Source organism: Streptoverticillium reticulum (genome assembly GCF_047456005.1).
GTDB classification, from domain to species: domain Bacteria; phylum Actinomycetota; class Actinomycetes; order Streptomycetales; family Streptomycetaceae; genus Streptomyces; species Streptomyces reticulum.
In genome coordinates this window covers 6,417,501-6,443,176 of sequence record NZ_CP179755.1, presented here as the reverse complement: position 1 = coordinate 6,443,176, position 25,676 = coordinate 6,417,501, and the positions used below count along the sequence as shown (strand labels likewise).

The following is a 25,676-nucleotide window of genomic DNA, read 5'->3' as shown; positions in this document are numbered from 1 at the left end:
CTGCCACTGATTTCGTAGGCGGCTCGCCGGTAACTGTGGGTCACCCCGAAGCAGCGGAACGAGCCGTCCCGAGCACCTCCGGAGCGGGCTCCTCCACCGCGAGGAGCTCCCCGGCCGCCTGCCGGTGCTGCTCCGCCGCGACCGCGTCGCCGCGCCGCTCCAGGGCGTCCGCGAGCCGCAGCCGCGTCACGGCCTCCAGCCGGGTGTCCCCGGACTGCCGCGCGCACTCCGCCGCCTCCCGGCTGATGCGCAGCGCCTCCCGGGCGCGGCCCGCGTACTCCAGCACCAGGGCCGCCTCGCTCAGCGCCCGCGCATGACCGGGCAGGTCCCGCAGCCGGCGGCACACCGCGGCCGCGGCCCGCCAGTCGCGCAGCGCGTCGTTCCACTGCCCGGCCTGGGTGTGCACCGTGCCGAGCCGCCCGTACAGCCGTGCCTGCTCGGCGAGTTCACCCCGGGTCAGGCGCAGCTCCAGGCCCCGCCGGAACCAGTCGGCGGCCCGCTGCCAGTCGCCCAGCTCCTGGTGGGCGGCGGCGACGGACTCCAGTGCACGGCTGATGGCGTACGGGTCGCCGGCCTCGCGCGCGGACTGGAGCGCGTCCCGGTACCGGCCGAGCGCCTCCGCGGTGCGCCCGGCCCGGGTGTCCAGGTCGCCGAGGTTCAGCAGGGCGGCCGCCTTCTCCAGCGGCATCTCGCAGCGCCGCGCCACGTCGAGGACGAGCTGGTGCAGCCCGTAGAGCTCGGGGGCCGCGGCCTCGGCGCCCAGGTGCGCGGTCAGCGCCCGGGTCAGCGCCGAGACCAGCCGCCGGGCGAGGGTGTCCAGACGGCCGTCCTCCACGGCCATCCGCGCCGCCGCCAGCAGCGCCGGGAGCCGGGCGTCGAGCCACTGGCCGGCGGCCGCGGGCGACGGGAAGCGCAGCGGCCGGGGCAGCTGGTCGATCCTGCGGCGCACCGACGGGTCGTCACGCTCGGTGGCCGCCCGGCAGGAATGCAGCTGCCGCACGGTCCGCTCCAGCATCCGCGCCCTGGCCAGTTCCACCTCCGTCTCCCGCTCCTGGGCCTCCAACAGGGCCCGCAGCAGCGGCGTCAGACAGCCCGGCACCCGGTACTGCGGCGGCAGCCCACCGTCGGGCGCTCCCCCGGGAGTCTCGGGGCGCAGCATGCCCCGCACGGTGAAGTCCTCCAGGAGACTCTCGGCCGTGGAGAGCGAACAGCCGGCCAGTGCGGAGGCGGTGTGCGCGTCGACGAGCCCGGCGGGGGCCAGGGCGAGCAGGTGCAGGGTGCGGGCGGCGGCCGCCGGCAGGGACTCGTAGGCCAGCCAGAACGCCCGCGCCAGCGGCCGCCCCGCGTTCTCGGCCCCCTGCTCGCGCAACCGCTTGACCACCTCGAGCACCGACATCTTGGGCCGGGCCGCCAGCCAGCCGCCGACCAGGATCAGCGCCGCGGGCTGGCTGCCGCACTCCTCGGCGACCGCCGCCGCGGCCACCGGGTCGCAGGTGATGCGGTGACCGCCGTACCGCTCCAGGAGTTTGACGGCGGCATGGGTGTCCAGCCCGCCGAGGGTGCACGGCCGGACGTCCGGCACCCCGGTCAGCGGGCCGCGGGAGACGGCGACGACGAGGCAGTCGGACTCGTCCGGCAGCAGCGGGTCGACCTGTTCGGCGCCCGCCGCGTCGTCCAGCACGATCAGCGCGCGGCGCCCGTCCAGGGCCCGGCGCAGGGCGGCGGCGAGCACGTCCTCCTCCGCCCCCGCGGGGACGGGCGCCCCGAGCGCGGCGAGCAGGGCCCGGGCGGTGCGCTCGGTGGGGACGGGCTCCCCGTCTGCACCCGTGAGGCGGGCGCGGAGTACTCCGTCCGGGTAGTCCCCGGCCAGCTGCCGGGCCAGCTCCTCGGCGAGGGCGGTGCGGCCGGAACCGGGCTGGCCGGCGATGAGCAGCACCCGGCTGCGGGGGCGTTTGCGACCCGAAAGAGTGTCGAGCCCGGCGCGCACGATGTCCTCGCGCAGCTCCTTGATCTCACGCGCCCTGCCGACGAAGGGGTGAGAGGGAGGCGGGGCCTGACGCCCCCTCACCCCGGTCTGCTGCGCTCTCCCGGCCTCCGCCACGGGTCCACTCCCGTCCACCTGCCGGCCGCGGATGCGGCCGTGACGCGACGAGCCTAGTTCACTGCGTGAGGCGCGAACGGATGCCGGGAGCCCGGCCCCGGAGAAGATCACCTATTCGGGTCGACTGATGGTAGGCCCGGAGCGGGCGCGCCCCGTCAGGGGCGCGGGGAACTGCGCGAGCAACCACAGTGCACCCGCAGATGACATGCCGTTCCCGGGGGGCCGTGCGTCGACTGCAGGCCGTCGGTGGCTGGTCGCGCAGTTCCCCGCGCCCCTGACGGGGCGCAGCCCTACGCCTCGAACGGCCGCGCCGGCCACTCCGCGTCCGCCGGGCGCAGGGCGTCCAGCCCTGCGCCCGTCCGCGCCGCGACCAGTGAAAGGACGCCCACCACCAGGCAGTTGTTGTGCAGCTCCCCCGCCAGCACGCCCCGCACCAGGTCCGCCACCGGGACCCTGGCGAGCTCCATGTCCGCCTCTTCCTCCTCGACGTCGAAGCGCTCGCCCTCCGCCTCGGAGATGCCGCGGGCGAGGAAGACGCGGACGGCCTCGTTGCAGCCGCCGGGCGTCGTGTAGACGTCGGTCAGCACCCGCCAGTCCTCGGCCTTGACGTGGGCCTCCTCGTACAGCTCGCGCTGGGCGGCCCGCAACGGGTTCTCGCCGGGGACGTCCAGCAGGCCGGCCGGGATCTCCCACAGCTTCTGCCGCACGGGGTGCCGGTACTGGCGCAGCACCAGCACCCGGTCCCGGTCGTCCAGGGCGAGCACGGCGACCGAGCCGGGGTGCACCTGGTAGTCGCGCTTGACGACGGTGCCGTCCGGCATCACCACCTCGTCCGTGCGCACGCTCGTCTTGTTGCCGGTGAACGGCGTCTCGCCGGCGACGACGCGCCATTCCTCGGCGGTGTCCTTGATGACCGTGCTGCCCATGTCCGTCTGTCCGTCCTTACGTCTCCGGAAAGCAGAAACCGGGGCGAGAGGCTCCCGCAAGGGAGTCCTCACCCCGGTTCCACCGTACAGATCAGCCCTGCTGGCGCTGCACGGCCGCCTTGATCAGGCCCGCGAAGAGCGGGTGCGGGCGGGTCGGGCGCGAGCGCAGCTCCGGGTGGGCCTGGGTGGCCACCAGGTAGGGGTGCACCTCGCGCGGGTACTCGACGTACTCGACGAGCTTGTTGTCCGGGGACGTGCCGGAGAACTGGATGCCGGCCTTCTTCTCCAGCTCGGCGCGGTAGGCGTTGTTCACCTCGTAGCGGTGACGGTGGCGCTCCTCCACGTACGGCTGGTCGTCGTAGACCTCGCGGACGATGGAGCCCTCGGCGAGCTTGGCCGGGTACATGCCCAGGCGCATCGTTCCGCCCATGTCGCCCTCGCCGGCGACGATGTCCATCTGCTCGGCCATCGTGGAGATCACCGGGTGCGCGGTGGCCGCGTCGAACTCGGTGGAGTTCGCGCCCTCGATGCCGGCCAGGTTGCGGGCGGCCTCGATGACGACGCACTGCAGACCGAGGCACAGGCCCAGCAGCGGGACCTTGTTCTCACGGGCGTAGGTGATCGCGCCGACCTTGCCGTCGACACCACGGTCGCCGAAGCCGCCGGGCACGCAGATCGCGTCCACGTCCGCCAGCTGCTTCTTGGCACCCGCGGGGGTCCTGCAGTCGTCGGAGGTGACCCACTTGATCTTCACGCGGGCCTTGTTGGCGAAGCCGCCCGCGCGGATGGCCTCGGTCACCGACAGGTAGGCGTCCGGCAGGTCGATGTACTTGCCGACCAGCGCCACGGTGACCTCGTGGTCGGGCTGGTGGACGCGCTCCAGCAGGTCGTCCCACTGCGCCCAGTCCACGTCGCGGAACGGCAGGTCGAGCTTGCGCACGACGTAGGCGTCCAGGCCCTCGGTGTGCAGGACCTTCGGGATGTCGTAGATCGACTTGGCGTCGATCGCGGCGACCACGGCATCCTCGTCCACGTCGCACATCAGCGAGATCTTGCGCTTGATGGCGGTGGGGACCTCGCGGTCGGCGCGCAGCACGATCGCGTCGGGCTGGATGCCGATGTTGCGCAGCGCGGCCACGCTGTGCTGGGTCGGCTTGGTCTTCAGCTCGCCGGACGGGCCGATGTAGGGCAGCAGGGAGATGTGCACGACGAAGACGTTGTCCCGGCCGACCTCGTGGCGGACCTGGCGGACGGTCTCCAGGAACGGCAGCGACTCGATGTCGCCGACGGTGCCGCCGACCTCGGTGATGACGACGTCGACGTCGTCGGTGGCCATGCGGCGGATGCGGTGCTTGATCTCGTTGGTGATGTGCGGGATGACCTGGACGGTGTCGCCCAGGTACTCGCCGCGCCGCTCCTTGGCGATCACCGAGGAGTACACCTGGCCGGTGGTGACGTTCGCGGAGCCGTCGAGGTCGACGTCAAGGAAGCGCTCGTAGTGGCCGATGTCCAGGTCCGTCTCGGCACCGTCGTTGGTGACGAAGACCTCACCGTGCTGGAACGGGTTCATCGTGCCCGGGTCGACGTTGAGGTACGGGTCGAGCTTCTGCATCGTCACCCGCAGGCCCCGCGCCTTCAGCAGCGCGCCCAGGCTGGAGGCGGTCAGCCCCTTGCCGAGCGAGGAGGCGACACCCCCGGTGACGAAGAGGTGCTTGGTCGTCGTGGGCTTTGCGGCAATGGCCAAAGGGGGGCTCCCGTGGTCGCGAGTGGAGGATGCGTACCGGCGATCACCCGGTTGTTTTCGGGGGTGCCGTCGCTGCGGTTGGGGGGTCTTGCGCCCTCCGGTCCACGGGGTACCAGGGTATCAGCGCCCGGAGCCGGGCGCGCCCGGTGACGCGGTGCGACGGCCTCGCGCCCCCTGCGTCACAGGCCACCCATTCGGCACAGATTCCGCCGCCAACCGTCGCGCGTGTCCCAACTCCGCGTCGTATCCTGCTCGGACACATGCAGCGAGCCGGCCGGCACGGCACCGTCTCCCCCCAGCCACCGCTGGTCAGGTGCCCCAGGAGATGCCCCCATCTGGATTCCGGAAGCAGAGCTCGACGAAAGATCTCTTGACCGCCAAGGACCCCCCGGGGTCACGATGCCGTTCGACTGGAGATGACGTGGCCGGGCGTATCGAGGACTACGCACTGATCGGCGACATGCAGACCGCCGCCCTGGTCTGCCGGGACGGCACGGCCGACTGGCTGTGCCTGCCGCGATTCGATTCCCACGCGGCGTTCGCCGGACTGCTCGGCACGGAGGAACACGGCTACTGGCGGATCGGCCCGGCACACCCCTCGGGGGCGGCTCCGCCGCGCGCCGACCGCCGCCGGTACCGGGGGGATTCCCTCGTGCTCGAATCCGAGTGGGACACTCCGCGAGGTACCGTCCGGGTGATCGACTTCATGCCTCCCCGTGACGGCGCCCCCCAGCTGATCCGGATCGTGGAGGGCGTCAGCGGCCGGGTGCCGATGCGCTCGGCGCTGCGGATGCGGTTCTCCTACGGGCGCGTCGTGCCGTGGGTGCACAAGGTGGGCGACCGCACGGTGGCCGTCGCGGGCCCCGACTCCGTCTGGCTGGACACCGCGGCCGACACCTTCGGCAAGGACCTCACCACCTACTCCGACTTCACCGTCTCCCCCGGTGAGCGCGTCGCCTTCACCATCAGCTGGCAGCCCTCGCACCGCGAGGCGCCCGCGCTGCCCGACCCCGAGGGGGCGCTGGAGGCCACGGAGGAGTTCTGGCGGGAGTGGGTGACCCACTGCACGTACCACGGCCCCTACCGGGACGCGGTGGTCCGCTCGCTCATCACCCTCAAGGCGCTCACCTACGCCCCCACCGGCGGCATCGTCGCCGCCCCGACGACCTCCCTGCCGGAGGACATCGGCGGCTCCCGGAACTGGGACTACCGGTTCACCTGGCTGCGCGACGCCGCGATCACCCTCTCCTCCCTGCTGCGCACCGGCTACCGCGAGGAGGCCCGGGCCTGGCGCGAGTGGCTGCTGCGCGCGGTCGCCGGCGACCCCGAGAACCTGCAGATCATGTACGGCATCGCCGGGGAGCGCGAGCTGGGCGAGAGCGAGCTGGACTGGCTGCCCGGCTACGAGAACTCCCGGCCCGTGCGCGTCGGAAACGGCGCCGCCGGCCAGCTCCAGCTCGACGTCTACGGCGAGGTCACCGAGGCCCTGCACCTGGCCCACATGACCGGGCTCGCCCGCAACGACTACGCGTCCCTGCTCCAGCTGCGGCTCATCGGCTACCTGGAAGACCACTGGACCGAGCCCGACGAGGGCATCTGGGAGGTGCGCGGCCCGCGCCGGCACTTCGTCCACTCCAAGGTGATGGCCTGGGTCGCCGTCGACCGCACCATCAAGCTCATCGAGTCCGGCGACGTCGACGGGCCGCTGGAGCGCTGGCGCGAGCTGCGCGAGGACATCCACCGGGACGTGTGCGACAAGGGGTACGACAAGGAGCGCAACACCTTCACGCAGTCCTACGGCTCGAAGGAGCTGGACGCCTCCCTGCTGCTGATCCCGCAGATGGGCTTCCTGCCGCCCGACGACAAGCGCGTCATCGGCACCATCGAGGCCATCCAGCGCGAGCTGTCCACCCCCGACGGCTTCGTCCTGCGCTACCCGACCACCGGCTCCGAGGCCGGGGTGGACGGACTCGAAGGGGACGAAGGGGCCTTCCTGGCCTGCTCGTTCTGGCTCGCCGACGACCTGGCGATGATCGGCCGGGTCGACGAGGCCCGCCAGCTCTTCGAGAAGCTGCTGGCTCTGCGCAACGACCTGGGCCTGCTCGCGGAGGAGTGGGACCCGCGGCTGCAGCGGCAGGTCGGCAACTTCCCGCAGGCGTTCAGCCACGTGCCGCTGATCGACACCGCGCTGCGGCTCACCGCGTCGAGCGCGTTCGGAGGCTGAACCACAGCGCGAGCGCCCCGACGGGGAGGGCGAGGACGGCTGCGGCGGCATTGAGCCCGCCGTAGCCGTACACCGCGGTCAGTGCTCCGGAGAGCGCGCCGCCCGCCGCGCCGACCAGGTTCATCAGGGTGTCCGACATCCCCTGCACCTCCGGGCGGTGCGCGGCGTCCACGGACTCGCTCAGCAGCGTCGACCCCGCGACCGTGGCGCAGGACCAGCCGGCGCCCAGCAGGAACAGCCCCGCCGCCACGGCCCATTGACGGTTCCCCGCGGTGCCGGCCAGCAGGGTGGCGGCCACGTAGACCACCTGTCCCAGCAGGATCACCGGCACCCTGCCGAACCGGTCCGCCGCCCGGCCCACCAGCGGCGAGAGCGCATACATCCCGGCCACGTGCAGGCTGACCGTGAGGCCCACGATGCTCAACGAGGCGCCCTCGTGGGCGAGATGGACGGGCGTCATCGTCATCACGGAGACCATCACCGCGTGCCCCAGCACCAGGGCGGCCAGGCCCGTCAACGCGGCCGGGGACGCGGCGACATGGCGCAGCGCGGTGCGCATGCGGGCCGCGAAGCCTTCCTTCCGCTCGTGAGGGGCGGAGGGCGCGGGCTGCTCCTGCTCCTGGGCCAGCAGGAGCGGGTCCGGGCGCAGGCCGGTGTGGATGATCAGCCAGCCGAGGAGGAAGGCCACCACCGAGAACACGAACGTCCCCGCCGCGTCCGGCAGTCCGAGCGGCCGGGCCAGCACCGCCCCGGGGCCGCTGAGGTTGGGGCCCAGCACACTGCCGAGCGTCGTGGACCACACGACCAGGGAGAGCGCTCCCGCACGGGCGCGGGGCTCCGCGAGGTCGGTGGCCGCGTAGCGGGACTGCAGGTTGGCGGCGCTCGCCGCGCCGATCAGCAGCATCCCCAGCAGGGTCACCGGCAGCAGACCCGCCCCGGCCGCCAGTGGCACCGTCAGCGCCCCCGCGGCCGCGATCAGCCAGCCCGCACCGAGGCCGGTCCGGCGCCCGCGCGCCCGGGAGAGAGCGGCCAGCGGCACGGACAGCAGCGCCGCGCCGAGCGTGGCCAGGGTGGTGGCGAGGCCGGCCGTCGCCTGGGAACCGGAGAGGTGCTCGACCAGCAGCCCGCCCGAGGAGATCATCGAGCCCATGCCGACGCCGGCGACCACCTGTGCCGACATCAGCACCCTGAGTGTGCGGCGCTGGACCGCCGCCTTCGGGATGCGGGCCTTCTGTTGTTCTGCCGATATACCGGATATCTCCGGTGAGTTGGGCGAGGGGCCGGGGGCTGCGGTCATGCGCGACAGCGTAGGGGCGCAGGTCCCCCCGCGGGACGGTAGGTTCCGGGCATGGAACAGCACGACCTCCCGCCGGGCCCGCAGGGGACGATCACGGTGGCGCGCGCCCTCGAACTGCCCGCCCTGCGCCGGGGACTGCCCGAGGTCGTGGCCGCCGCCGACCGGCTGCACCGGCCCGTGCGCTGGGTGCACGCGGGCGAGGCCCCCAACATCGCCGCCCTCCTCAAGGGCGGCGAGCTCCTGCTGACCACCGGGCTGGGCCTGGGCAGCCGCCCCGCCGAACAGCGTGCCTTCGTCCGGAGGCTGGCCGAACGGGACATCGCGGCCCTGGTCGTCGAGCTCGGGGCCCGGTTCCCCAGCCTGCCCGCCGCCGTGGTGGACACCGCCCGTTCGTGCGGGCTGCCGCTGGTCCAGCTGCACCGGGAGGTCCCGTTCGTCGCGGTCACCGAGGAGATCCACACCGAGCTCGTCAACCAGCACTACGCCCTGCTGCAGCGCGCCGAGGAGGTCCACCGGCAGTGCACCGAGGTGCTGCTGGGCGGGGGCGGGGTGCCCGAAGTGCTGCGGCTGTTCGCCGACTTCACCGGCAACCCGGTCTTCCTGGAGACCGCGGAGGGACGGCTGCTGTACGCCGCCGGGCCGGGCGGCGGTGGCGGGGGTCGGGGCGGGGGTGCCGATCCGCTCCAGGTCTGGGACGGGCTGCGGGGGGCCTCGCTCGCGGGCAGCGTCGTCACGGACGTGCCGGGGCAGGGGCCCGGGGCCGGTGCCGTGCGGGCCCGGCTCGTGGTGCTGCCGGTGAACGTGCCCCTCGCGCCCGTGCACCGCATCGCCGCCGACCGGGCCGCCGGGCTGCTCGCCGTCGTCCTGCTGCAGGCCCGCCAGGAGGAGGAGCTCGCAGCCCGGGGGCGCGGCGACTTCCTCACCGACCTCGCCGGGGAACGGCTCGACGCGGCGGACGCGCCCGCGCAGGCCCGGGTGCTCGGCTTCCGGCCCGGCGACGGGCCGTTGCTGCCGATGGTGATGCGGATGGCCACCGGCCCGGTACCGGCGGACAGTTGGGCCGCGCTGGCGTGCGCGGTGCAGGAGGAGCTGCGGGCGGTGGGGGTACCGCTGCTGCTGGGCGTACGACTGCCGGAGGGCCGGGTTCCGGTGCTGGCCGGTCTCCGGGACGAGGCCGAACGGGCCGCGGTGGCGGGGCGGGTGGCGACCGCGCTGCGGTCCGGGGCGGAGCGGGCGGGGTTCCGGACGCCGCCGGTGGTGGTGGCCGGGGTCGCCTCGACGTGGGAGTCCGTGGGGGGCGCGCTGCGGCATGCGGCGGAGGCTGCGACCGCTGCGCAGGGGCTGCCGGACAGGGAGTGGCACGACGTGCGGCGGCTCGACGTGGACGTGTTGCTGTGGCGGCTGCGGGCCGATGGCGATTTGGCCTCCTTTGTCGGACGGGTTCTCGGGCCGCTGCTTGTGCATGACCGGTCTGCGCGGCCCGCGTTGCTGCCCACGCTGCAGGCCTATCTGGCGCACGCGGGGCGCAAGGCGGAGACGGCGCGGGAGCTGCACGTCAACCGGCAGACGCTGTACGACCGGCTGGGGCGGATCGAGCGGCTGCTGGGGGTCGAACTGGAGGATCCGGACGCGGCGCTGGCGCTGGGTGTTGCGTTGCGGGCGCGGCGGCACGTCGTGGGTCGGGGGTGGGGCGGGGGCGGGACGGGTCCTTCCGGGGACTGAACTTTTTGCGGCGGTCCGTTCCGCGCGAGGGTGCCCCGCACTTTCGCCACAAAAAGTTTTTACGTCCCTCTCCAGGACCCGCCCCGCCCCCGCCCCACCCCCTCGCGCCCGTTGTCGGTCGAGTCAGTCGCGCCGGCCCAGTTCGTCGTACACGCTCAGGACGTGCGCCACCGTGTCGTCCTCCGACGGCCAGCCCGCCGCCTGGCGGCGTCCCGCTCGTACCAGTCGGTCGCAGCGGATCGGGTCTTCCAGGAGCCTGACAACCGCCTCGGCCAATGCTGTCGCGTCCCCGCAGGGGACGAGTTCGGCCGCGTCGCCCACCAGCTCCGGGACTCCACGGGCCTCCACCGCGACCAGTGGCACTCCGGCATGGAGCGCCTCCTGGGCCAGGAGTGAGCGTGCTTCCCAACAGCCCGGCAGCACGGCCACATCGGCCACCGCCAGCAGTTCGGGCACGTCGTCGCGCCGTCCCACCAGCTGCACCGGCAGGGCTTCGGCCTCGATCCTGCGCTGCAATTCCGGGCGTTCGCGGCCCTCTCCCGCGACGATCAGCAACGGCTCCGGGTCCAGTTCGCGCCAGACCCGGGCCGCGTCCAGCAGCATCCCGTAGCCCTGTCCGGGCTCCAGCCGGCCGACGGTCACCAGCAACGGCCTTGCCACCGCGCCCAGTTCGGCCCGCGCTTTGAGGCGCAGGGTGTCGTCCGGCTCGGGATCCGGCACGGGCCGCGGCGCCGGCACCGCCACCGGCGCCAGCCGGGCGTCGCGCGCCCCGCGCAGCCGCGCCTGGTCCACGAGCTCCGACGAAGCGCCGAGCACCACCGCCGCGGTGCGCGCGGCACGGCGCTCCATCAGGCGCACGACATGGGCCCGCGCGCCCGCGGCACGCACCCGGGTGTGCCAGGTGACCACCAGCGGCGTCGGACGGCCGCGCAGCGCAAGCGCAGCCAGCACACCCGACTTCAGGCCGTGCGCGTGCACCACGTCCGCGCCCTCGCTGACCGCGCGGATGTCCGCGACGGCCAGGGCGTCCGTTCCCGGGCGCAGCGGGGTGAACACGGCACCGGAGTCCGGGATTCCGAACTCCTCGCCCGTCCGCGGCGGCGCGCACACCGTCACCCGCAGCCCGTGCGCCACGAGCCCGGCAGCCAGCGACCGCACGTGTGCGCCGCTCCCGGCACTCCCGCTGCCCAGGACTTGAACGGCGTGCAGGGGCGGCCGGGCCGGTGTGCTGCTCACGCGGGGGAAGCTCCTGGGTCGTCGTCGGGCAGAGGCGTACGGCGAGGTGCTGCGCCCAGGATGCCAGCCCCCGCCGACATCCCGGCACCGCCGTACCGAGGGTCGGCCGCCCCACCTCGCCCGCACATCAACGGATTCACCCGCTTTGGGGACTCTTGACCTCCACGACCAGGGCCACGGCCACCAGCGCGGCGGCGTGCAACGCCAGCCCCGTACGGCCGTTGCCCGCCACCACGGCCGTCCCGAGCCCGGCACCGAGGGCGTGTGCGCCGGTGTCGCCGAGCATGGTGCGCGCGGCCAGGTCGTCCCTCAACAGGGCCACGGCGGCACCGACGGGAGCGGCTGCCGCGTCCACACCCCGCACCATTCCCGGCAGCCCGAGCGCCACCACGGCACCGGCGGCCCGACCGGGCCGGACGTCCAGCAAGTTCACGAGGTGCGCAGACCCGGCAATGACGACCCCCGCAAGCACCTTGTCAACCACCCGCGGCCGCAACACGGCCCCGGCGACGAGCCCGGCACCCCCGATCCCGAAGAGCTTGACCGCCCCACTGGTGACTTCCCCGCCCCGCAAGGCAGCGAGATGAGCCCGAAACCCCCGACGAGGATCACCGGCACCGGCATGATCGTCATAGGCCCCGCACACGGCAGAGGTCACAACGGCCAACGCCCCGGCCCCCCGAACCGGCGAAGGGAGGGGGGAGAGACCCGCAAGAACCCCCGCGGCCGCCGCAGGCCCGGCGCACAAGTCAACGCCCCGCCCAGCGCGATTGACCCGTTCCCACACCCGAGACCCACCAGGCTTACGGGCACGCAAAACCCCGTAAACCCCGAACGAAACAAGGGCAGCAGCCCCGAACCCCACACCCGTCCATCTCCGCTGCATGATCATCCAGCCCACGCTACAGAACTGGTCACCGGGGCGAGGGGGCGTGCCGGGAGCGGCGCGTGCCCTGGAGAGGGACGTAAAAACTTTTTGCGGCGATGAGAAGAGAGCACCCCCGCGTGGAACGGCCCGCCGCAAAAAGTTCAGTCCCCGGAAGGGCCCGCCCCGCTCCCGGCCCGCCCCCGACCCGAACGACGGACGGCACCGGCCACGGCCAGCAGCTCCTCCGCATGCGCCCGTGCCGACTCCGAGTCCTCCTGGCCCGCCAGCATGCGGGACAGTTCCCGCACCCGGGCCTCGCCCTCCATGGCGCAGACCCCACTGCGCGTGACCGAGCCGTCGTGCGTCTTCTCGACGACGAGATGGCGGTCCGCGAACGCGGCCACCTGCGGCAGGTGCGTCACCACCACGACCTGTGCGGACTCGGCGAGCTTCGCGAGCCGCCGCCCGATCTCCACGGCGGCCTTGCCGCCGACCCCCGCGTCAACCTCGTCGAACAAATAGGTAGGCACAGGATCCGTACCCGCGAAGACGACCTCGACGGCCAGCATCACCCGCGAGAGCTCACCCCCCGAGGCCCCCTTGGCGATGGGCCGCGCCTGCGCGCCCGGGTGCGGGGTGAGGAGCAGCTCGACCTCGTCGGCCCCGTACGGGCCGTACTCGACAGCGCGCCCCGCGACCTCGATGCCGGACTCGGCATCCCCGGCCTCGGACTGCTGGACGGCAAAGGCCACCCGCGCATGCGGCATGGCCAGTTCCGCCAGCTCCTCCGTGACCGCGTCAGCGAAACGCTTCGCCGCCTCGGCGCGCGCCTCGCTCAGCTCCTGTGCCAGCGCCCCGAGTTCGGCCCGCAGGGCATCCCGCTCGGCGACGAGCTCTCCGATCCGGTCGTCGTCGCCGTCCAGCTCGCCCAGCCGCGCAGCGCTCTGCTCGGCCCACGCGAGGACCTCCTCGACGTCCGCGCCGTACTTGCGCGTCAGGTGGCCCAGGGCGGCCCGCCGCTCCTCCACGGCGGCCAGCCGCCGGGGGTCGGCGTCGAGGTCGTCCGCGTACCCCGCGAGCTCCCCGGCCACGTCGCCCAGCAGGATCCCGATCTCCCCCAGCCGCTCCGCGAGCGCCGCGAGCACAGGATCATGGGACCGCACAGCCTCCAACGCCCGGTGCGCCCCGGCGACGAGCGTCGCCGCATCGACGCCTTCGGGATCCTCGGGGTTCCCGACAACGGCCGCGTGCGCGGCCGTCGCCGCAGCGGCGAGCGCCTCGGCGTGCCCGAGCCGCTCGGCCTCGGCGGCCAGTTCGGCGTCCTCGCCGGCCACCGGCTCGACGGCGGCGATCTCGTCCAGGCCGAAGCGCAGCAGATCCGCTTCCTGGGCGCGCTCGCGGGCCCGCGTGGTCAGCTCCGTCAGCTCGGCGGCGACGGCGCGCAGCCGGCGGTAGACGTCGGTGTACTTGGTCAGCGGCACCGACACCGCGGCGCCCGCGTACCGGTCGAGGGCCTCCCGCTGCCGGGCGGACCGCAGCAGCCCCTGCTGGTCGGTCTGCCCGTGGACGGCGACGAGCTCCTCGGAGAGCTCGCCCAGCAGCCCCACGGGCACGCTGCGCCCGCCGAGATGGGCGCGCGAGCGCCCCTCCGCGGAGAGGGTGCGGCTGATCAGCAGCATGCCGTCGTCGAGTTCGGCACCCGCCTCCTCCGCCCGTACGGCCACGGCCGAGCCGCGGTCGACGGCGAGCCGGCCCTCGACCACCGCGGCCTTGGCCCCGACCCGCACCAGCGCAGGGTCGGCGCGCCCGCCGAGCAGCAGCCCCAGGCTCGTGACCACCATGGTCTTGCCGGCACCCGTCTCGCCCGTCACCGCGGTGAAACCGGGTGACAGCTCGACCACCGCGTCGTCAATGACGCCCAAGGACCGGATCCGCATCTCCTCCAACACGGATACGACCATACGAGGTTCCGGGGCCGCCTCGCGACGGCCTCCCCCACTCACCCTCCTGGGGGCAGCCCCACCACCGGTCCGGGTGACCGCTCCATGGCCCCGGCAGCCCTTGCGGGGCCAGGCTCGGAGCATGACCACCCGAGTCCGCGGCCGCCGCGGCGCCGCCACGATCGTGCTCGCCACCGCCGTCACCCTGGCCACCGTCGCGGGCGCCACGGCCACGGCCGCCGGCTCCCGCTCCCCGGGCTCCCTGGACGGCGTGTGGCGGACGGACGGCTACGGAACAGTCGTCTCGGTCGACCAGGACGGCCGCCGCCTGCGCAGCTACGAGACCACGGCCGCCGGCTGCCTCCCCGGCGGCATGGACGCGTCCCGCCCCCACGCCGACGGCCCGTTCCGGCAACAGGGCGAGGCCCCGGTCACACTGACCGCCGCCGGTCCCGGCCGCGCCCGGATGGGCCAGGCGGACGACGCCGGCCACCGCACCCTGCGGCGCATCGCCGCCCTGCCCGCCGCCTGCCGCGACCCGCATCCCGCCCAGGACCCGCGGGCGGTCTTCGACACCTTCTGGCAGACGTACGCCGAGAACTACCCCTTCTTCGCCGCCCGGGGCATCGACTGGCAGGCCGTACGCGACCGCTACCGCCCCCGGGTCACCGCCCGGACCACCCCGGACGAACTGTTCGCCGTCCTGCAGCAGATGATCGAGCCGCTCCACGACGGCCACACCTACCTGAAGAACGGCACCGGCGACGACTTCACCAAGCTGTACGCGGGGCACCGCGCGGACACCGCCACGCCGACGCGCGAGTCGATCGCGCGCATCGACAAGGCGGTCGCGCACGCCGTCGGCGTCCCCCTGCGGTCCTGGGCCCAGGGCGCCGTCTCCTACGCCGACCTCCCGGACGGCACCGGCTACCTGCGCATCACCCGCTTCGAGGGCTACACGAAGGACGGCACGTACGAGGCGGACAGCGCCGAACTCGACCGCGCCCTGGACGCCGTCTTCACCCCGGAACGCACGGCGTCCCTGCGCGGCCTGATCCTCGACCTCCGCTTCAACGGGGGCGGTTCGGACCGGCTGGGCCTGCGCGTGGCCGAGCGGCTGGCGGACCGTCCGTACACCGCCTACCTCAAGCACGCGCGCAACGACCCGCAGAACCCGGGGAGTTTCACGCCCGCCGAGCCGGTGCCGGTCGCCCCGCACCGCGGCGGCCCGGTCTGGACGGGCCAAGTGGCCGTCCTCACCGGCCGCCTGACGATCAGTGCGGGCGAGACCACGACACAGGCCCTCATGGGCCGCACACCCGCGCCCGTCCGCATCGGCGAGAACACGCAGGGCTCGTTCTCGGACGTCCTGGGCCGCCACCTCCCGAACGGCTGGACCTTCGGCCTGCCGAACGAGGAGTTCGTGGACGCCCGGGACGGCAGGACGACGTACGACATCCGGGGCATCGCCCCGGATGTCGCGACTCCGGTCTTCACGGAGGAGGAACTGGCATCGGGCCGCGACTCGGCACTGATGGAGGCCACGAGGCGACTGGGCCAGCCCCGTAAGGGGCGCTGCCGCACCAGGGGCGTGTCCGGCGGATCTTCGCGCCCCGTCAGGGGCGCGGGGAACTGCGCGATCAGCCACGACGCGCCCGCATTCGAGGTTCTCGGGGCTGCGCCCCGGACCCCGGAGGCAGTGCGTCGGCTGCAGGCCGTCGGTGGCCGGTCGCACAGTTCCCCGCGCCCCTGACGGGGCGCCGCACTAGTGCGGCGCCCCCCGCCACCCGGCAACGGGCAACGCGAACTTCGCGACCAACCGGTCAGTGAACGACGCATGATGCAACCGCGCCAAGCGGACGGGCACGGCTCCCCGCCGCACCTCCACCCGCGCACCGGCCGGCAGCTCCACGCTGCGCCGGCCGTCGCACCACAGCACCCCGTTCGGCGTCTCCGGCTGCACCTCCACCGCCAGCACCGAATCCGGCGCCGTCACCAGCGGCTTGGCGAACAGCGCGTGCGCGCTGATCGGCACCATCAGCAGCGCCTCGACCTCGGGCCACACCACCGGCCCGCCGGCCGAGAACGCATAGGCGGTCGACCCGGTCGGCGTCGCGCACACCACACCGTCACCGCCGAACCGCGACACCGGCCGCCCGTCCACCTCGGTGACGACCTCCAGCATGCGCTCGCGCGCCGCCTTCTCCACGGACGCCTCGTTCAGCGCCCAGTCCCGGTGCACGATCTCGCCGTCGGTGCGCACGAGCACGTCGAGGGTCATCCGCTCCTCGACCTCGTAGGCGCGCGTCACGACGCGGTCGACGACTTTGTCCAGATCGTCCCGCTCGGCCTCGGCCAGGAAGCCGACCCGTCCGAGGTTGACGCCCAGCATCGGCACCCCGGACACCCGGGCGAACTCGGCACCGCGCAGCAGCGTGCCGTCACCTCCCAGCACGACCAGGAGTTCACAGCCCGCGAGGGCGTCCGGGCTGCCGGGCCCCGTCTCCACGCGCTCGGCCGAGGCCGGCAGCGGCAGGTCGGCGGCCTCCTCGGCGAGGACCCGCACCCCGATGCCGCAGCGCAGCAGCCCGTTGACGACGAGTTCCGCACTCCGGATGGCCGCGGGCCGTCCCGTGTGCGCGAGGAGGAAGACGGTACGTGAGCCCGTCCCGGACTGTGTTGCTGCCGATGGTGCTTCTGAAGTGGTCAACGGGGCCCCTCCGCCACTGCACGGTCAACGTCCGCCGGGTCCAGTTCGGGCGCACCGGCGCGCAGCCACAGAAAGTACTCGACGTTGCCGGAGGGCCCCGGCAGCGGGCTGGCCGTAACCCCGAGTACGCCCAGTCCGAGCTCGGCGGCGCGCCCGGCGACGCCGCGCACGGCCTCGGCGCGCAGCTCGGCGCTGCGCACCACGCCGCCGCTGCCCAGCCGCTCCTTGCCCACCTCGAACTGCGGCTTGACCATGAGCACGAGGTCGGCGTCAGGGGCCGCGCAGCGCACCAGCGCGGGCAGCACCAGGCCGAGCGGGATGAAGGACAGATCGCCGACGACGATGTCGACGGGCACGTCGTCGATCTGCTCCAGCGTCAACTCGCGTACGTTCGTGCGGTCCTTCACGGTGACCCGCTCGTCGCTCTGCAGCGACCAGGCGAGCTGCCCGTAGCCGACGTCGACGGCGACGACGTGGGCGGCGCCGGACCGCAGCAGGACGTCCGTGAACCCGCCCGTCGACGCTCCCGCGTCCAGCGCCCGGCGGCCCTCCACCACGAGGCCCTGGGGCACGAAGGCGGCCAGCGCGCCGGCGAGCTTGTGCCCGCCGCGCGAGACGTAGTCCGGGTCGCTCTCGTCGCCGACGACGACGAGCGCCGCGCTGGTCTCCACCTGCGTGGCGGCCTTGGTCGCGGTCGCCCCGCCGACGGTGACGCGGCCGGCCGCGATCAGCTGGCTCGCGTGCTCGCGCGAACGGGCCATTTTGCGGCGCACCAGCTCGGCGTCCAGTCGGCGGCGGGTCACTGCCACGTGCGGTTCAGCTCCTGTTGTCGTGCGGGTGCGGAGGCCCGGGCGGGCCGGGGCGCTGGTCGAGCGCGGCGAGCGTCTCGCGCAGCCCCTTGTGTACATCCTCGTACACCTCCAGGTGACCGCTCACCGCGAGGTGGTCGGCGTCGGCGAGCCGGGCCAGCCCGGCGTCCACCTCGGGGTGGCCGGTGGGGGTGCACACGACGCCGAGGGGCTGCGTCGGGTCGGTCACGTCGGTCATGACTCCGACGCTACCCCGGAACGGATGTTTCCCGGCGTTGCCCTCTCCCTGCGGTACCGTCCATGACGATGGCGACCATCGAGGAGTGCCGTGACGCACTCGAACGGCTGGCGGAGCACCTCGCGGGGGCGAGCGGCGAGTTCCGCGCCGCCGCCGCGCCCGACCGCTCCCTGAGCTGCCATCTCACCGACCTGGGCGTCACCTTCGTGGGCCACCTCAGGGAGGGCCGCATCCAGGACGTCCGCACGGTGCAGGACGTACCGGAGCGGCGCGCCGAGATCGGCCTGGAGATGACCGGCGACGACCTGGTGGCCCTGGTCGACGGCCGGCTGAACTTCGCCCGCGCCTGGGCCGGCGGCCGCGTCAGGATCCAGGCGAGCCTGCGGGACGTACTGAGACTGCGGTCACTGCTCTAGGGCGTGTCCGATGGGTCGGCACAGGCCCTAGTACCGCGCCCCGAAGGGGCGCGGGGCGGTTTCATATGCGGCTCCGCCGCGTGGGCGCGAGCAACCACAGCGCACCCGCACCCGACTCACCTCAAAGCCCCAGCCGGGCCAGCGCCTTCCCGGCGTCCAGCCCGCACACCCCGTCCCCCGCGGCGCTCCAGCCCGCCGCGCACAGCGCCCGCAGCCCGTCGACGGGCTCGCCCTCGCCGTCCAGCACCAGCTCGTCGCCCCGCACGGACGCGGTCCAGCCGCCGCAGCGCCCGTCCTCCGTCACCACGGGGTGCGGGACCAGCAGCCCCCGCAGGTCCTCGGCCACGAACGTCGGCCGGTGCCGCGGCTCCGCCGCGATCAGCTCCGCCGCCGACGTGACCCCGGTGAGGACCAGCAGCGAGTCCACGCCGCCGACGTACGCCCCCTCGATGTCCGTGTCGAGCCGGTCCCCGACCACCAACGGCCGCTCCGCGCCGGTCCGCAGGATCGTCTCCCGGTGCATCGGGGGCAGCGGCTTCCCCGCCACCTGCGGCACCACACCGGTCGCCAGGCTCACCACACGCACCGCCGCGCCGTTCCCCGGCGCGATCCCCCGGGCGCTCGGAATCGTCAGGTCCGTGTTCGACGCGAACCACGGCACTCCCCGCGCCACCGCGTACGAGGCCTCCATCAGCCGCCCCCACGGCATCTCCGGCCCGCCGAACCCCTGGGCCACGGCGGCCGGGTCGTCGTCCGCCGACTCCACCGGCACCAGCCCGCGCTCGCGCAGCGCGACCCGCAGCCCCTCCGCGCCGATCACCAACACCTTCGACCCGGCGGGCAGTTGGTCCGCGATCAGCCGGGACACCGCCTGCGCCGAGGTGATCACGTCCCCCGGTTCGGCGGGCACCCCGAGCTCCGTCAGGTGAGCGGCCACCGTGTCCGGCGTCCGGGCCGCGTTGTTGGTCACGTAGGCGAGGTGCATCCCGCCCGCCCGGGCCGTCCCCAGCGACTCCACGGCGTGCACGATCGCCTCGCCGCCCGCGTACACCACGCCGTCGAGATCCAGCAGTGCGGTGTCGTAGGCCTCGTTCAGCCGCAGCTCACTGGCGCTCGGCCGGGTCCGGACGGTCGGCTGGTTCATGCTGTGATCGCTCCTTGTGCTGTATGTCTCTTCCTCGATCATTTCATTGCCGCACGGGCCCCGGGACATAGCATTTCCCAATGAGCACTCCAGGGCGTGGCCAGGACGGCCACACAGGACAGGGGCTGCAGCTCGCTCCCTTCCGAGGGCTGCGCTACGTGCCCGAGCGGGTGGGCAGCCTCGCAGCCGTCACCTCGCCGCCGTACGACGTCGTCGTGCGCCCCGACGGCCTGCGCCTCCTGGAGACCGCCGACCCGTACAACATCGTCCGGCTCATCCTCCCCCAGGCCGCCACCGCCGCCGACCGGCACCGCCTGGCCGCGGAGACGCTGCGCCGCTGGCAGGACGAGCGCGTCCTGGCCCCCGATCCCGAGCCCGCGCTCTACGTCTACGAGCAGCGCGGCGAGGGCATTCTGCAGCGCGGTCTCATCGGCGCGCTGCGCCTCACGCCCCCCGAGGAGGGCGTCGTCCTCCCCCACGAGGACGTCATGCCGCACATCGTCGAGGACCGGGCGGCCCTCATGCGCGGCACCGGCGCCAACCTCGAACCCCTGCTGTTCTCCTACCGCGGCAACGGCGACGGCATGACGGGCGCGGCCGGCGTCATCGAACGGGTGATCCGCACCGAGCCGCTGCTGTCCACCGCCACCGACGACGGCTACGCCCACCGCCTGTGGTCCGTCACCGACCCAGGCGACCTGGCACGCATCGACGAGGACCTCTCCCACCAGCAGGCCCTCATCGCCGACGGCCACCACCGCTGGGCCACCTACCTGCGCCTGCGCGCCGAGCAACCGGCCCCCGGCCCCTGGGACTTCGGCCTCGTCCTGCTCGTGGACACCGCCCGCTACCCGCTCCGCGTCCGGGCCATCCACCGCCTGCTACACCGCCTCCCGGCCGCCGACGCGCTGGCCGCCCTGGGCGGCTCCTTCCGGGTCCGCACCGTGGATGGCCCCCTGCCGCGCGCCCTGGAGGCCCTGGCGGAAGCGGCGGTGGGCGAGGAGCCGGGCAACGCCTTCGTCCTCGCCGGCGACGGCCGCTACCACCTGATCGACCGGCCCGACCCGGACCTCCTGGCCCGAACGATCCCCGCCGACCGCCCCCGGGCCTGGCGCGAACTCGACGCCACGGTCCTGCACTCGACGCTCCTGGAGCACGTCTGGCGGGTGCCGGACGACCCCGAGCACATCGGCTACATCCACGACACGGCGGCCGCGGTCGAGCAGGCGGAACGCCACGGCGGCACGGCCGTGCTGATGCACCCCGTCCGCGAGGACGTCGTGCGCGAACTCGCCGAGCAGGGCGTCACGATGCCGCGCAAGTCGACGTCGTTCGGCCCCAAGCCGGCGACGGGCCTGGTACTGCGGAGCCTCGCGCTGAACTGACGAAGGGCGGAACTCCCGGAATCGATCCGGGAGTTCCGCCCTTCGCATGATCAGCGATCAGCTCTCGCTGCTCGTGTCCTTCTTGTCGCCCTCGGCCTCAGCGGCCTCAGCGGTCTCAACAGCCTCAGCGGCCGTGTCGCCCTGCTCCTCGGCCTCCGTCTCGGCCTCCTCGAGCGCGTCCGTGAACTCCACGCCGTCCAGCTCGGCGAGCCGGTCGGAGGCGTTCGTCGTGCCGCCCTGGTCGGCCTCCAGAGCCTTGGCGAACCACTCGCGCGCCTCGCTCTCGCGGTCCACCGCGAGCAGCGCCTCGGCGTACGCGTAGCGCAGGCGGGCGGTCCACGGCTGGACGGAGTTCGACGCCAGCTCGGGGCTCTGCAGCGTGACCACCGCGGCCTCGGCCTGGCCCATGTCCTTGCGGGCACCGGCGGCGACCAGGCGCATCTCGACCTGGCCGGCCTTGTCCAGCTTCTGCACCTCGGGCTCACCGGCCATCGCCAGCGCACGCTCCGGGCGGCCCATGCCGCGCTCGCAGTCCGCCATGACGGGCCACAGCTCGACGGAACCGGTCATCCGCCGCGCGGCACGGAACTCGGCCAGCGCCTCGGAGTACTTGCCGACCGCGTACGCGGCGAAGCCGGCGGCCTCGCGCACGGCGGCGACACGGGAGGCGAGACGCAGGGCGATCCGCGCGTACTCGTAGGCCTGCTCCGGCTCCTCGTCCAGCAGGTTGGCCACCATGACGAGGTTGCGGGCGACGTCCTCGGCAAGCGTCTTGGGCAGGCTCATCAGCTCCTGCCGGACGTCCTTGTCGATCTCCTCGCCGGTCACGTCGTCCGGAATCGGCAGGCGCTTCACCGGCTCGCGGTCGCCACGGTCCCGGTCACGGTCCCGCGTGCGGTCGTCGCGACGGCCGTAACCACCCGAGCGGTCGTCGCGGCCACGGTAGCCACCACGCTCGTCGTCACGGCGCGGACCACGCGGGCCACGGTCGTCGCGGCGGAAGGAGGGGCGGTCATCGCGACGCTCGTCGCGGCGGAAACCGCCACGGTCGTCGTCACGGCGGGGACCACGGTCATCACGGCGGAACGAGGGACGGTCGTCGCGGCGCTCGTCGCGACGGAAACCGCCACGGTCGTCGTCACGACGCGGACCACGGTCGTCACGACGGAACGACGGACGGTCGTCGCGGCGCTCGTCGCGACGGAAACCGCCACGGTCGTCATCGCGACGCGGACCACGGTCATCACGGCGGTCATCGCGACGGAAGGACGGACGGTCATCGCGACGGGGGCCACCGCGATCGTCGTCGCGGCGGAAGGAAGGACGGTCGTCGCGGCGCTCGTCGCGACGGAAACCGCCACGGTCGTCGTCACGACGCGGGCCACGGTCGTCACGACGGAAGGACGGACGGTCGTCACGACGGTCATCACGGCGGAAACCGCCACGGTCGTCATCGCGACGCGGACCACGGTCATCACGGCGCTCGTCGCGACGGAAGCCACCGCGGTCATCGTCACGGCGACCGAAACCACCGCCGGCCGGACGGCCACCACGGTCGTCGCGGCGGAAGGAGGGGCGGTCGTCGCGGCGGGGGCCACCGCGATCGTCGTCACGGCGCGGGCCACGGTCATCACGGCGGAAGGAAGGACGGTCATCGCGGCGCTCGTCGCGGCGGAAACCGCCACGGTCGTCATCGCGACGCGGACCACGGTCATCACGGCGGTCATCGCGACGGGGGCCACCGCGGTCGTCGTCGCGGCGGAAGGAAGGACGGTCATCGCGGCGCTCGTCGCGGCGGAAACCGCCACGGTCGTCGTCACGACGGCCGGAGCCACCACCAGTGGGACGGCCGCCGCGGTCATCGCGACGGAAGCCGCCGCGCTCGTCGTCGCGGCGGAAGCCGCCACCGTCGCGACGCGGGCCGCGCGGGCCACCGCGGCGCGGGTCGCCGCCCGATCGATCGTCGCGAGAGTTGGTGGGCATCGACGTGACTCCTGTCTTGAGGTACGCAGTCATTCTCGCGCACCCGGTCGACAGGCGCGCTTCGACATAAAACAAAAAGGACCCTTGGTCCCAGCGTGAACGCTGGGACCAAGGGTCCTTGAAAGATTGTTCGGCGGCGTCCTACTCTCCCACACGGTCCCCCATGCAGTACCATCGGCGCTGAAAGGCTTAGCTTCCGGGTTCGGAATGTAACCGGGCGTTTCCCTAACGCTATGACCACCGAAACCCTATCGGGTTCGAGCGAACAAGCACACTCTTTAATTTAAGTGAAACTGGTTCAACCGGTGCGACTGTTCGCAACCCGGGAACCACACAGTGGACGCGAGCAACTGAGGACAAGCCCTCGGCCTATTAGTACCAGTCAGCTCCAACCGTTACCGGTCTTCCACACCTGGCCTATCAACCCAGTCGTCTACTGGGAGCCTTACCCCATCAAGTGGGTGGGAGTCCTCATCTCGAAGCAGGCTTCCCGCTTAGATGCTTTCAGCGGTTATCCCTCCCGAACGTAGCCAACCAGCCATGCCCTTGGCAGAACAACTGGCACACCAGAGGTTCGTCCGTCCCGGTCCTCTCGTACTAGGGACAGCCCTTCTCAAGACTCCTACGCGCGCAGCGGATAGGGACCGAACTGTCTCACGACGTTCTAAACCCAGCTCGCGTACCGCTTTAATGGGCGAACAGCCCAACCCTTGGGACCGACTCCAGCCCCAGGATGCGACGAGCCGACATCGAGGTGCCAAACCATCCCGTCGATATGGACTCTTGGGGAAGATCAGCCTGTTATCCCCGGGGTACCTTTTATCCGTTGAGCGACGGCGCTTCCACAAGCCACCGCCGGATCACTAGTCCCGACTTTCGTCCCTGCTCGACCCGTCGGTCTCACAGTCAAGCTCCCTTGTGCACTTACACTCAACACCTGATTGCCAACCAGGCTGAGGGAACCTTTGGGCGCCTCCGTTACCCTTTAGGAGGCAACCGCCCCAGTTAAACTACCCACCAGACACTGTCCCTGATCCGGATCACGGACCCAGGTTAGACATCCAGCACGACCAGAGTGGTATTTCAACAACGACTCCACACACACTGGCGTGCATGCTTCACAGTCTCCCACCTATCCTACACAAGCCGAACCGAACACCAATATCAAGCTATAGTAAAGGTCCCGGGGTCTTTCCGTCCTGCTGCGCGAAACGAGCATCTTTACTCGTAGTGCAATTTCACCGGGCCTATGGTTGAGACAGTCGAGAAGTCGTTACGCCATTCGTGCAGGTCGGAACTTACCCGACAAGGAATTTCGCTACCTTAGGATGGTTATAGTTACCACCGCCGTTTACTGGCGCTTAAGTTCTCAGCTTCGCACACCCGAAGATGCGCTAACCGGTCCCCTTAACGTTCCAGCACCGGGCAGGCGTCAGTCCGTATACATCGCCTTACGGCTTCGCACGGACCTGTGTTTTTAGTAAACAGTCGCTTCTCGCTGGTCTCTGCGGCCACACCCAGCTCAGGAAGTAAATCCCATCACCAGACATGGCCCCCCTTCTCCCGAAGTTACGGGGGCATTTTGCCGAGTTCCTTAACCATAGTTCACCCGAACGCCTCGGTATTCTCTACCTGACCACCTGAGTCGGTTTAGGGTACGGGCCGCCATGAAACTCGCTAGAGGCTTTTCTCGACAGCATAGGATCATCCACTTCACCACAATCGGCTCGGCATCAGGTCTCAGCCCCAATGTGTGACGGATTTGCCTATCACACGGCCTACACCCTTACCCCGGGACTACCACCGCCCGGGCTGGACTACCTTCCTGCGTCACCCCATCGCTTACCTACTACAAGTCTGGGTCGTCGGCTCCACCACTTTCCTTCACCCGAAGGATCCAGAACGGCTTCACGGACTTAGCATCGCCTGATTCGATATTGGGCGTTTCAAAGCGGGTACCGGAATATCAACCGGTTGTCCATCGACTACGCCTGTCGGCCTCGCCTTAGGTCCCGACTTACCCTGGGCAGATCAGCTTGACCCAGGAACCCTTAGTCAATCGGCGCACACGTTTCCCACGTGTGTATCGCTACTCATGCCTGCATTCTCACTCGTGAACCGTCCACAACTCGTTTCCACGGCTGCTTCACCCGGCACACGACGCTCCCCTACCCATCACAGCAGACGTTGGTCCTTATGCTGCAATGACACGACTTCGGCGGTACGCTTGAGCCCCGCTACATTGTCGGCGCGGAATCACTTGACCAGTGAGCTATTACGCACTCTTTCAAGGGTGGCTGCTTCTAAGCCAACCTCCTGGTTGTCTCTGCGACTCCACATCCTTTCCCACTTAGCGTACGCTTAGGGGCCTTAGTCGATGCTCTGGGCTGTTTCCCTCTCGACCATGGAGCTTATCCCCCACAGTCTCACTGCCGCGCTCTCACTTACCGGCATTCGGAGTTTGGCTAAGGTCAGTAACCCGGTAGGGCCCATCGCCTATCCAGTGCTCTACCTCCGGCAAGAAACACACGACGCTGCACCTAAATGCATTTCGGGGAGAACCAGCTATCACGGAGTTTGATTGGCCTTTCACCCCTAACCACAGGTCATCCCCCAGGTTTTCAACCCTGGTGGGTTCGGTCCTCCACGAAGTCTTACCTCCGCTTCAACCTGCCCATGGCTAGATCACTCCGCTTCGGGTCTAGAGCGTGCAACTCTGGTCGCCCTGTTCGGACTCGCTTTCGCTACGGCTTCCCCACACGGGTTAACCTCGCTACACACCGCTAACTCGCAGGCTCATTCTTCAAAAGGCACGCAGTCACGACATCAAGTGCAAGCACTTGATGCGACGCTCCCACGGCTTGTAGGCACACGGTTTCAGGTACTATTTCACTCCGCTCCCGCGGTACTTTTCACCATTCCCTCACGGTACT

General features: G+C 71.8%; 18 protein-coding genes and 2 rRNA genes (1 of these 20 only partly in view). 5 read left to right on the top strand and 15 right to left on the bottom strand.

Annotated elements, in window-relative coordinates:
- Positions 1–40 precede the first annotated feature (40 nt).
- The 3 genes from ACMATS_RS29675 to ACMATS_RS29665 form a co-directional block, all read right to left on the bottom strand.
- Positions 41–2,134 carry a tetratricopeptide repeat protein gene (locus ACMATS_RS29675; RefSeq protein WP_414170820.1) on the bottom strand — a complete coding sequence of 698 codons (2,094 nt, stop codon included), beginning with the start codon at positions 2,132–2,134 and terminating at the stop codon, positions 41–43.
- Positions 2,135–2,391: 257 nt separating this feature from the next.
- A complete protein-coding gene (locus ACMATS_RS29670) occupies positions 2,392–3,027 on the bottom strand; it encodes an NUDIX domain-containing protein (RefSeq protein ID WP_414169636.1) in 636 nt (211 codons plus the stop codon).
- A 91-nt stretch (positions 3,028–3,118) separates the two neighbouring features.
- On the bottom strand, positions 3,119–4,771 hold the full coding sequence (locus tag ACMATS_RS29665; protein ID WP_414169635.1) for a CTP synthase: 1,653 nt from the start codon (positions 4,769–4,771) through the stop codon (positions 3,119–3,121).
- A gap of 421 nt (positions 4,772–5,192) precedes the next feature.
- Between ACMATS_RS29665 and ACMATS_RS29660 the strand changes: the two genes are divergently transcribed.
- Positions 5,193–6,995, top strand: coding sequence for a glycoside hydrolase family 15 protein (locus tag ACMATS_RS29660; protein ID WP_414169634.1), 1,803 nt, complete (start codon positions 5,193–5,195; stop codon positions 6,993–6,995).
- On the opposite strand, the gene ACMATS_RS29655 is transcribed toward ACMATS_RS29660, so the two are convergent.
- A complete protein-coding gene (locus ACMATS_RS29655) occupies positions 6,967–8,292 on the bottom strand; it encodes an MFS transporter (RefSeq protein ID WP_414169633.1) in 1,326 nt (441 codons plus the stop codon). The genes ACMATS_RS29660 and ACMATS_RS29655 overlap by 29 nt on opposite strands.
- Positions 8,293–8,343: 51 nt before the next feature.
- Between ACMATS_RS29655 and ACMATS_RS29650 the strand changes: the two genes are divergently transcribed.
- Positions 8,344–10,014, top strand: a complete 1,671-nt coding sequence (locus ACMATS_RS29650) for a PucR family transcriptional regulator (RefSeq protein WP_414169632.1) — start codon at positions 8,344–8,346, stop codon at positions 10,012–10,014.
- 123 nt (positions 10,015–10,137) lie between these two features.
- Here ACMATS_RS29650 and ACMATS_RS29645 read toward each other — a convergent pair whose 3' ends face one another.
- The 3 genes from ACMATS_RS29645 to recN form a co-directional block, all read right to left on the bottom strand.
- Positions 10,138–11,250 carry a glycosyltransferase family 4 protein gene (locus ACMATS_RS29645; RefSeq protein ID WP_414169631.1) on the bottom strand — a complete coding sequence of 371 codons (1,113 nt, stop codon included), beginning with the start codon at positions 11,248–11,250 and terminating at the stop codon, positions 10,138–10,140.
- 136 nt (positions 11,251–11,386) lie between these two features.
- Positions 11,387–11,683, bottom strand: a complete 297-nt coding sequence (locus tag ACMATS_RS29640; RefSeq protein WP_414169630.1) for a hypothetical protein — start codon at positions 11,681–11,683, stop codon at positions 11,387–11,389.
- Positions 11,684–12,279: 596 nt separating this feature from the next.
- Positions 12,280–14,079 (bottom strand): DNA repair protein RecN, encoded by a 1,800-nt coding sequence (gene recN / locus ACMATS_RS29635; protein ID WP_414169629.1) that lies wholly within the window; start codon positions 14,077–14,079, stop codon positions 12,280–12,282.
- 121 nt (positions 14,080–14,200) lie between these two features.
- Between recN and ACMATS_RS29630 the strand changes: the two genes are divergently transcribed.
- Complete coding sequence (locus tag ACMATS_RS29630; protein ID WP_414169628.1) at positions 14,201–15,811, top strand: S41 family peptidase; 1,611 nt, start codon at positions 14,201–14,203, stop codon at positions 15,809–15,811.
- Positions 15,812–15,823: 12 nt separating this feature from the next.
- Here ACMATS_RS29630 and ACMATS_RS29625 read toward each other — a convergent pair whose 3' ends face one another.
- The 3 genes from ACMATS_RS29625 to ACMATS_RS29615 are packed head-to-tail and all read right to left on the bottom strand — an operon-like array spanning position 15,824 to position 17,815.
- On the bottom strand, positions 15,824–16,768 hold the full coding sequence (locus ACMATS_RS29625; RefSeq protein ID WP_390781939.1) for an NAD kinase: 945 nt from the start codon (positions 16,766–16,768) through the stop codon (positions 15,824–15,826).
- The gene (locus tag ACMATS_RS29620) at positions 16,765–17,571 is read right to left on the bottom strand and encodes a TlyA family RNA methyltransferase (RefSeq protein ID WP_390781949.1); all 807 of its coding nucleotides are present in this window, start codon (positions 17,569–17,571) and stop codon (positions 16,765–16,767) included. Before ACMATS_RS29620 ends, ACMATS_RS29625 begins: the two co-directional genes overlap by 4 nt.
- 13 nt (positions 17,572–17,584) lie before the next feature.
- A complete protein-coding gene (locus ACMATS_RS29615) occupies positions 17,585–17,815 on the bottom strand; it encodes a hypothetical protein (protein WP_390781940.1) in 231 nt (76 codons plus the stop codon).
- 68 nt (positions 17,816–17,883) lie between these two features.
- Here ACMATS_RS29615 and ACMATS_RS29610 point away from each other — a divergent pair, with 68 nt between their 5' ends.
- On the top strand, positions 17,884–18,231 hold the full coding sequence (locus tag ACMATS_RS29610) for a sterol-binding protein (RefSeq protein WP_390781950.1): 348 nt from the start codon (positions 17,884–17,886) through the stop codon (positions 18,229–18,231).
- 121 nt (positions 18,232–18,352) lie between these two features.
- Here ACMATS_RS29610 and ACMATS_RS29605 read toward each other — a convergent pair whose 3' ends face one another.
- Positions 18,353–19,375 carry an HAD hydrolase-like protein gene (locus ACMATS_RS29605; protein ID WP_390781941.1) on the bottom strand — a complete coding sequence of 341 codons (1,023 nt, stop codon included), beginning with the start codon at positions 19,373–19,375 and terminating at the stop codon, positions 18,353–18,355.
- 80 nt (positions 19,376–19,455) lie between these two features.
- On the opposite strand from ACMATS_RS29605, the gene ACMATS_RS29600 reads away from it, so the two are divergent.
- On the top strand, positions 19,456–20,760 hold the full coding sequence (locus tag ACMATS_RS29600) for a DUF1015 family protein (protein ID WP_414169627.1): 1,305 nt from the start codon (positions 19,456–19,458) through the stop codon (positions 20,758–20,760).
- A gap of 57 nt (positions 20,761–20,817) precedes the next feature.
- Here ACMATS_RS29600 and ACMATS_RS29595 read toward each other — a convergent pair whose 3' ends face one another.
- The 4 genes from ACMATS_RS29595 to ACMATS_RS29580 all read right to left on the bottom strand — a co-directional run.
- Complete coding sequence (locus ACMATS_RS29595) at positions 20,818–21,606, bottom strand: hypothetical protein (protein ID WP_414170819.1); 789 nt, start codon at positions 21,604–21,606, stop codon at positions 20,818–20,820.
- Positions 21,607–21,611: 5 nt separating this feature from the next.
- Positions 21,612–22,694: a hypothetical protein gene (locus ACMATS_RS29590; protein ID WP_414169626.1), complete on the bottom strand. Its 1,083-nt coding sequence runs from the start codon at positions 22,692–22,694 to the stop codon at positions 21,612–21,614.
- Positions 22,695–22,871: 177 nt separating this feature from the next.
- A 5S ribosomal RNA gene (gene rrf / locus ACMATS_RS29585) occupies positions 22,872–22,988 on the bottom strand.
- A 107-nt stretch (positions 22,989–23,095) separates the two neighbouring features.
- Positions 23,096–25,676: ribosomal RNA gene (locus tag ACMATS_RS29580) — 23S ribosomal RNA — on the bottom strand; it runs 543 nt beyond the window's last position.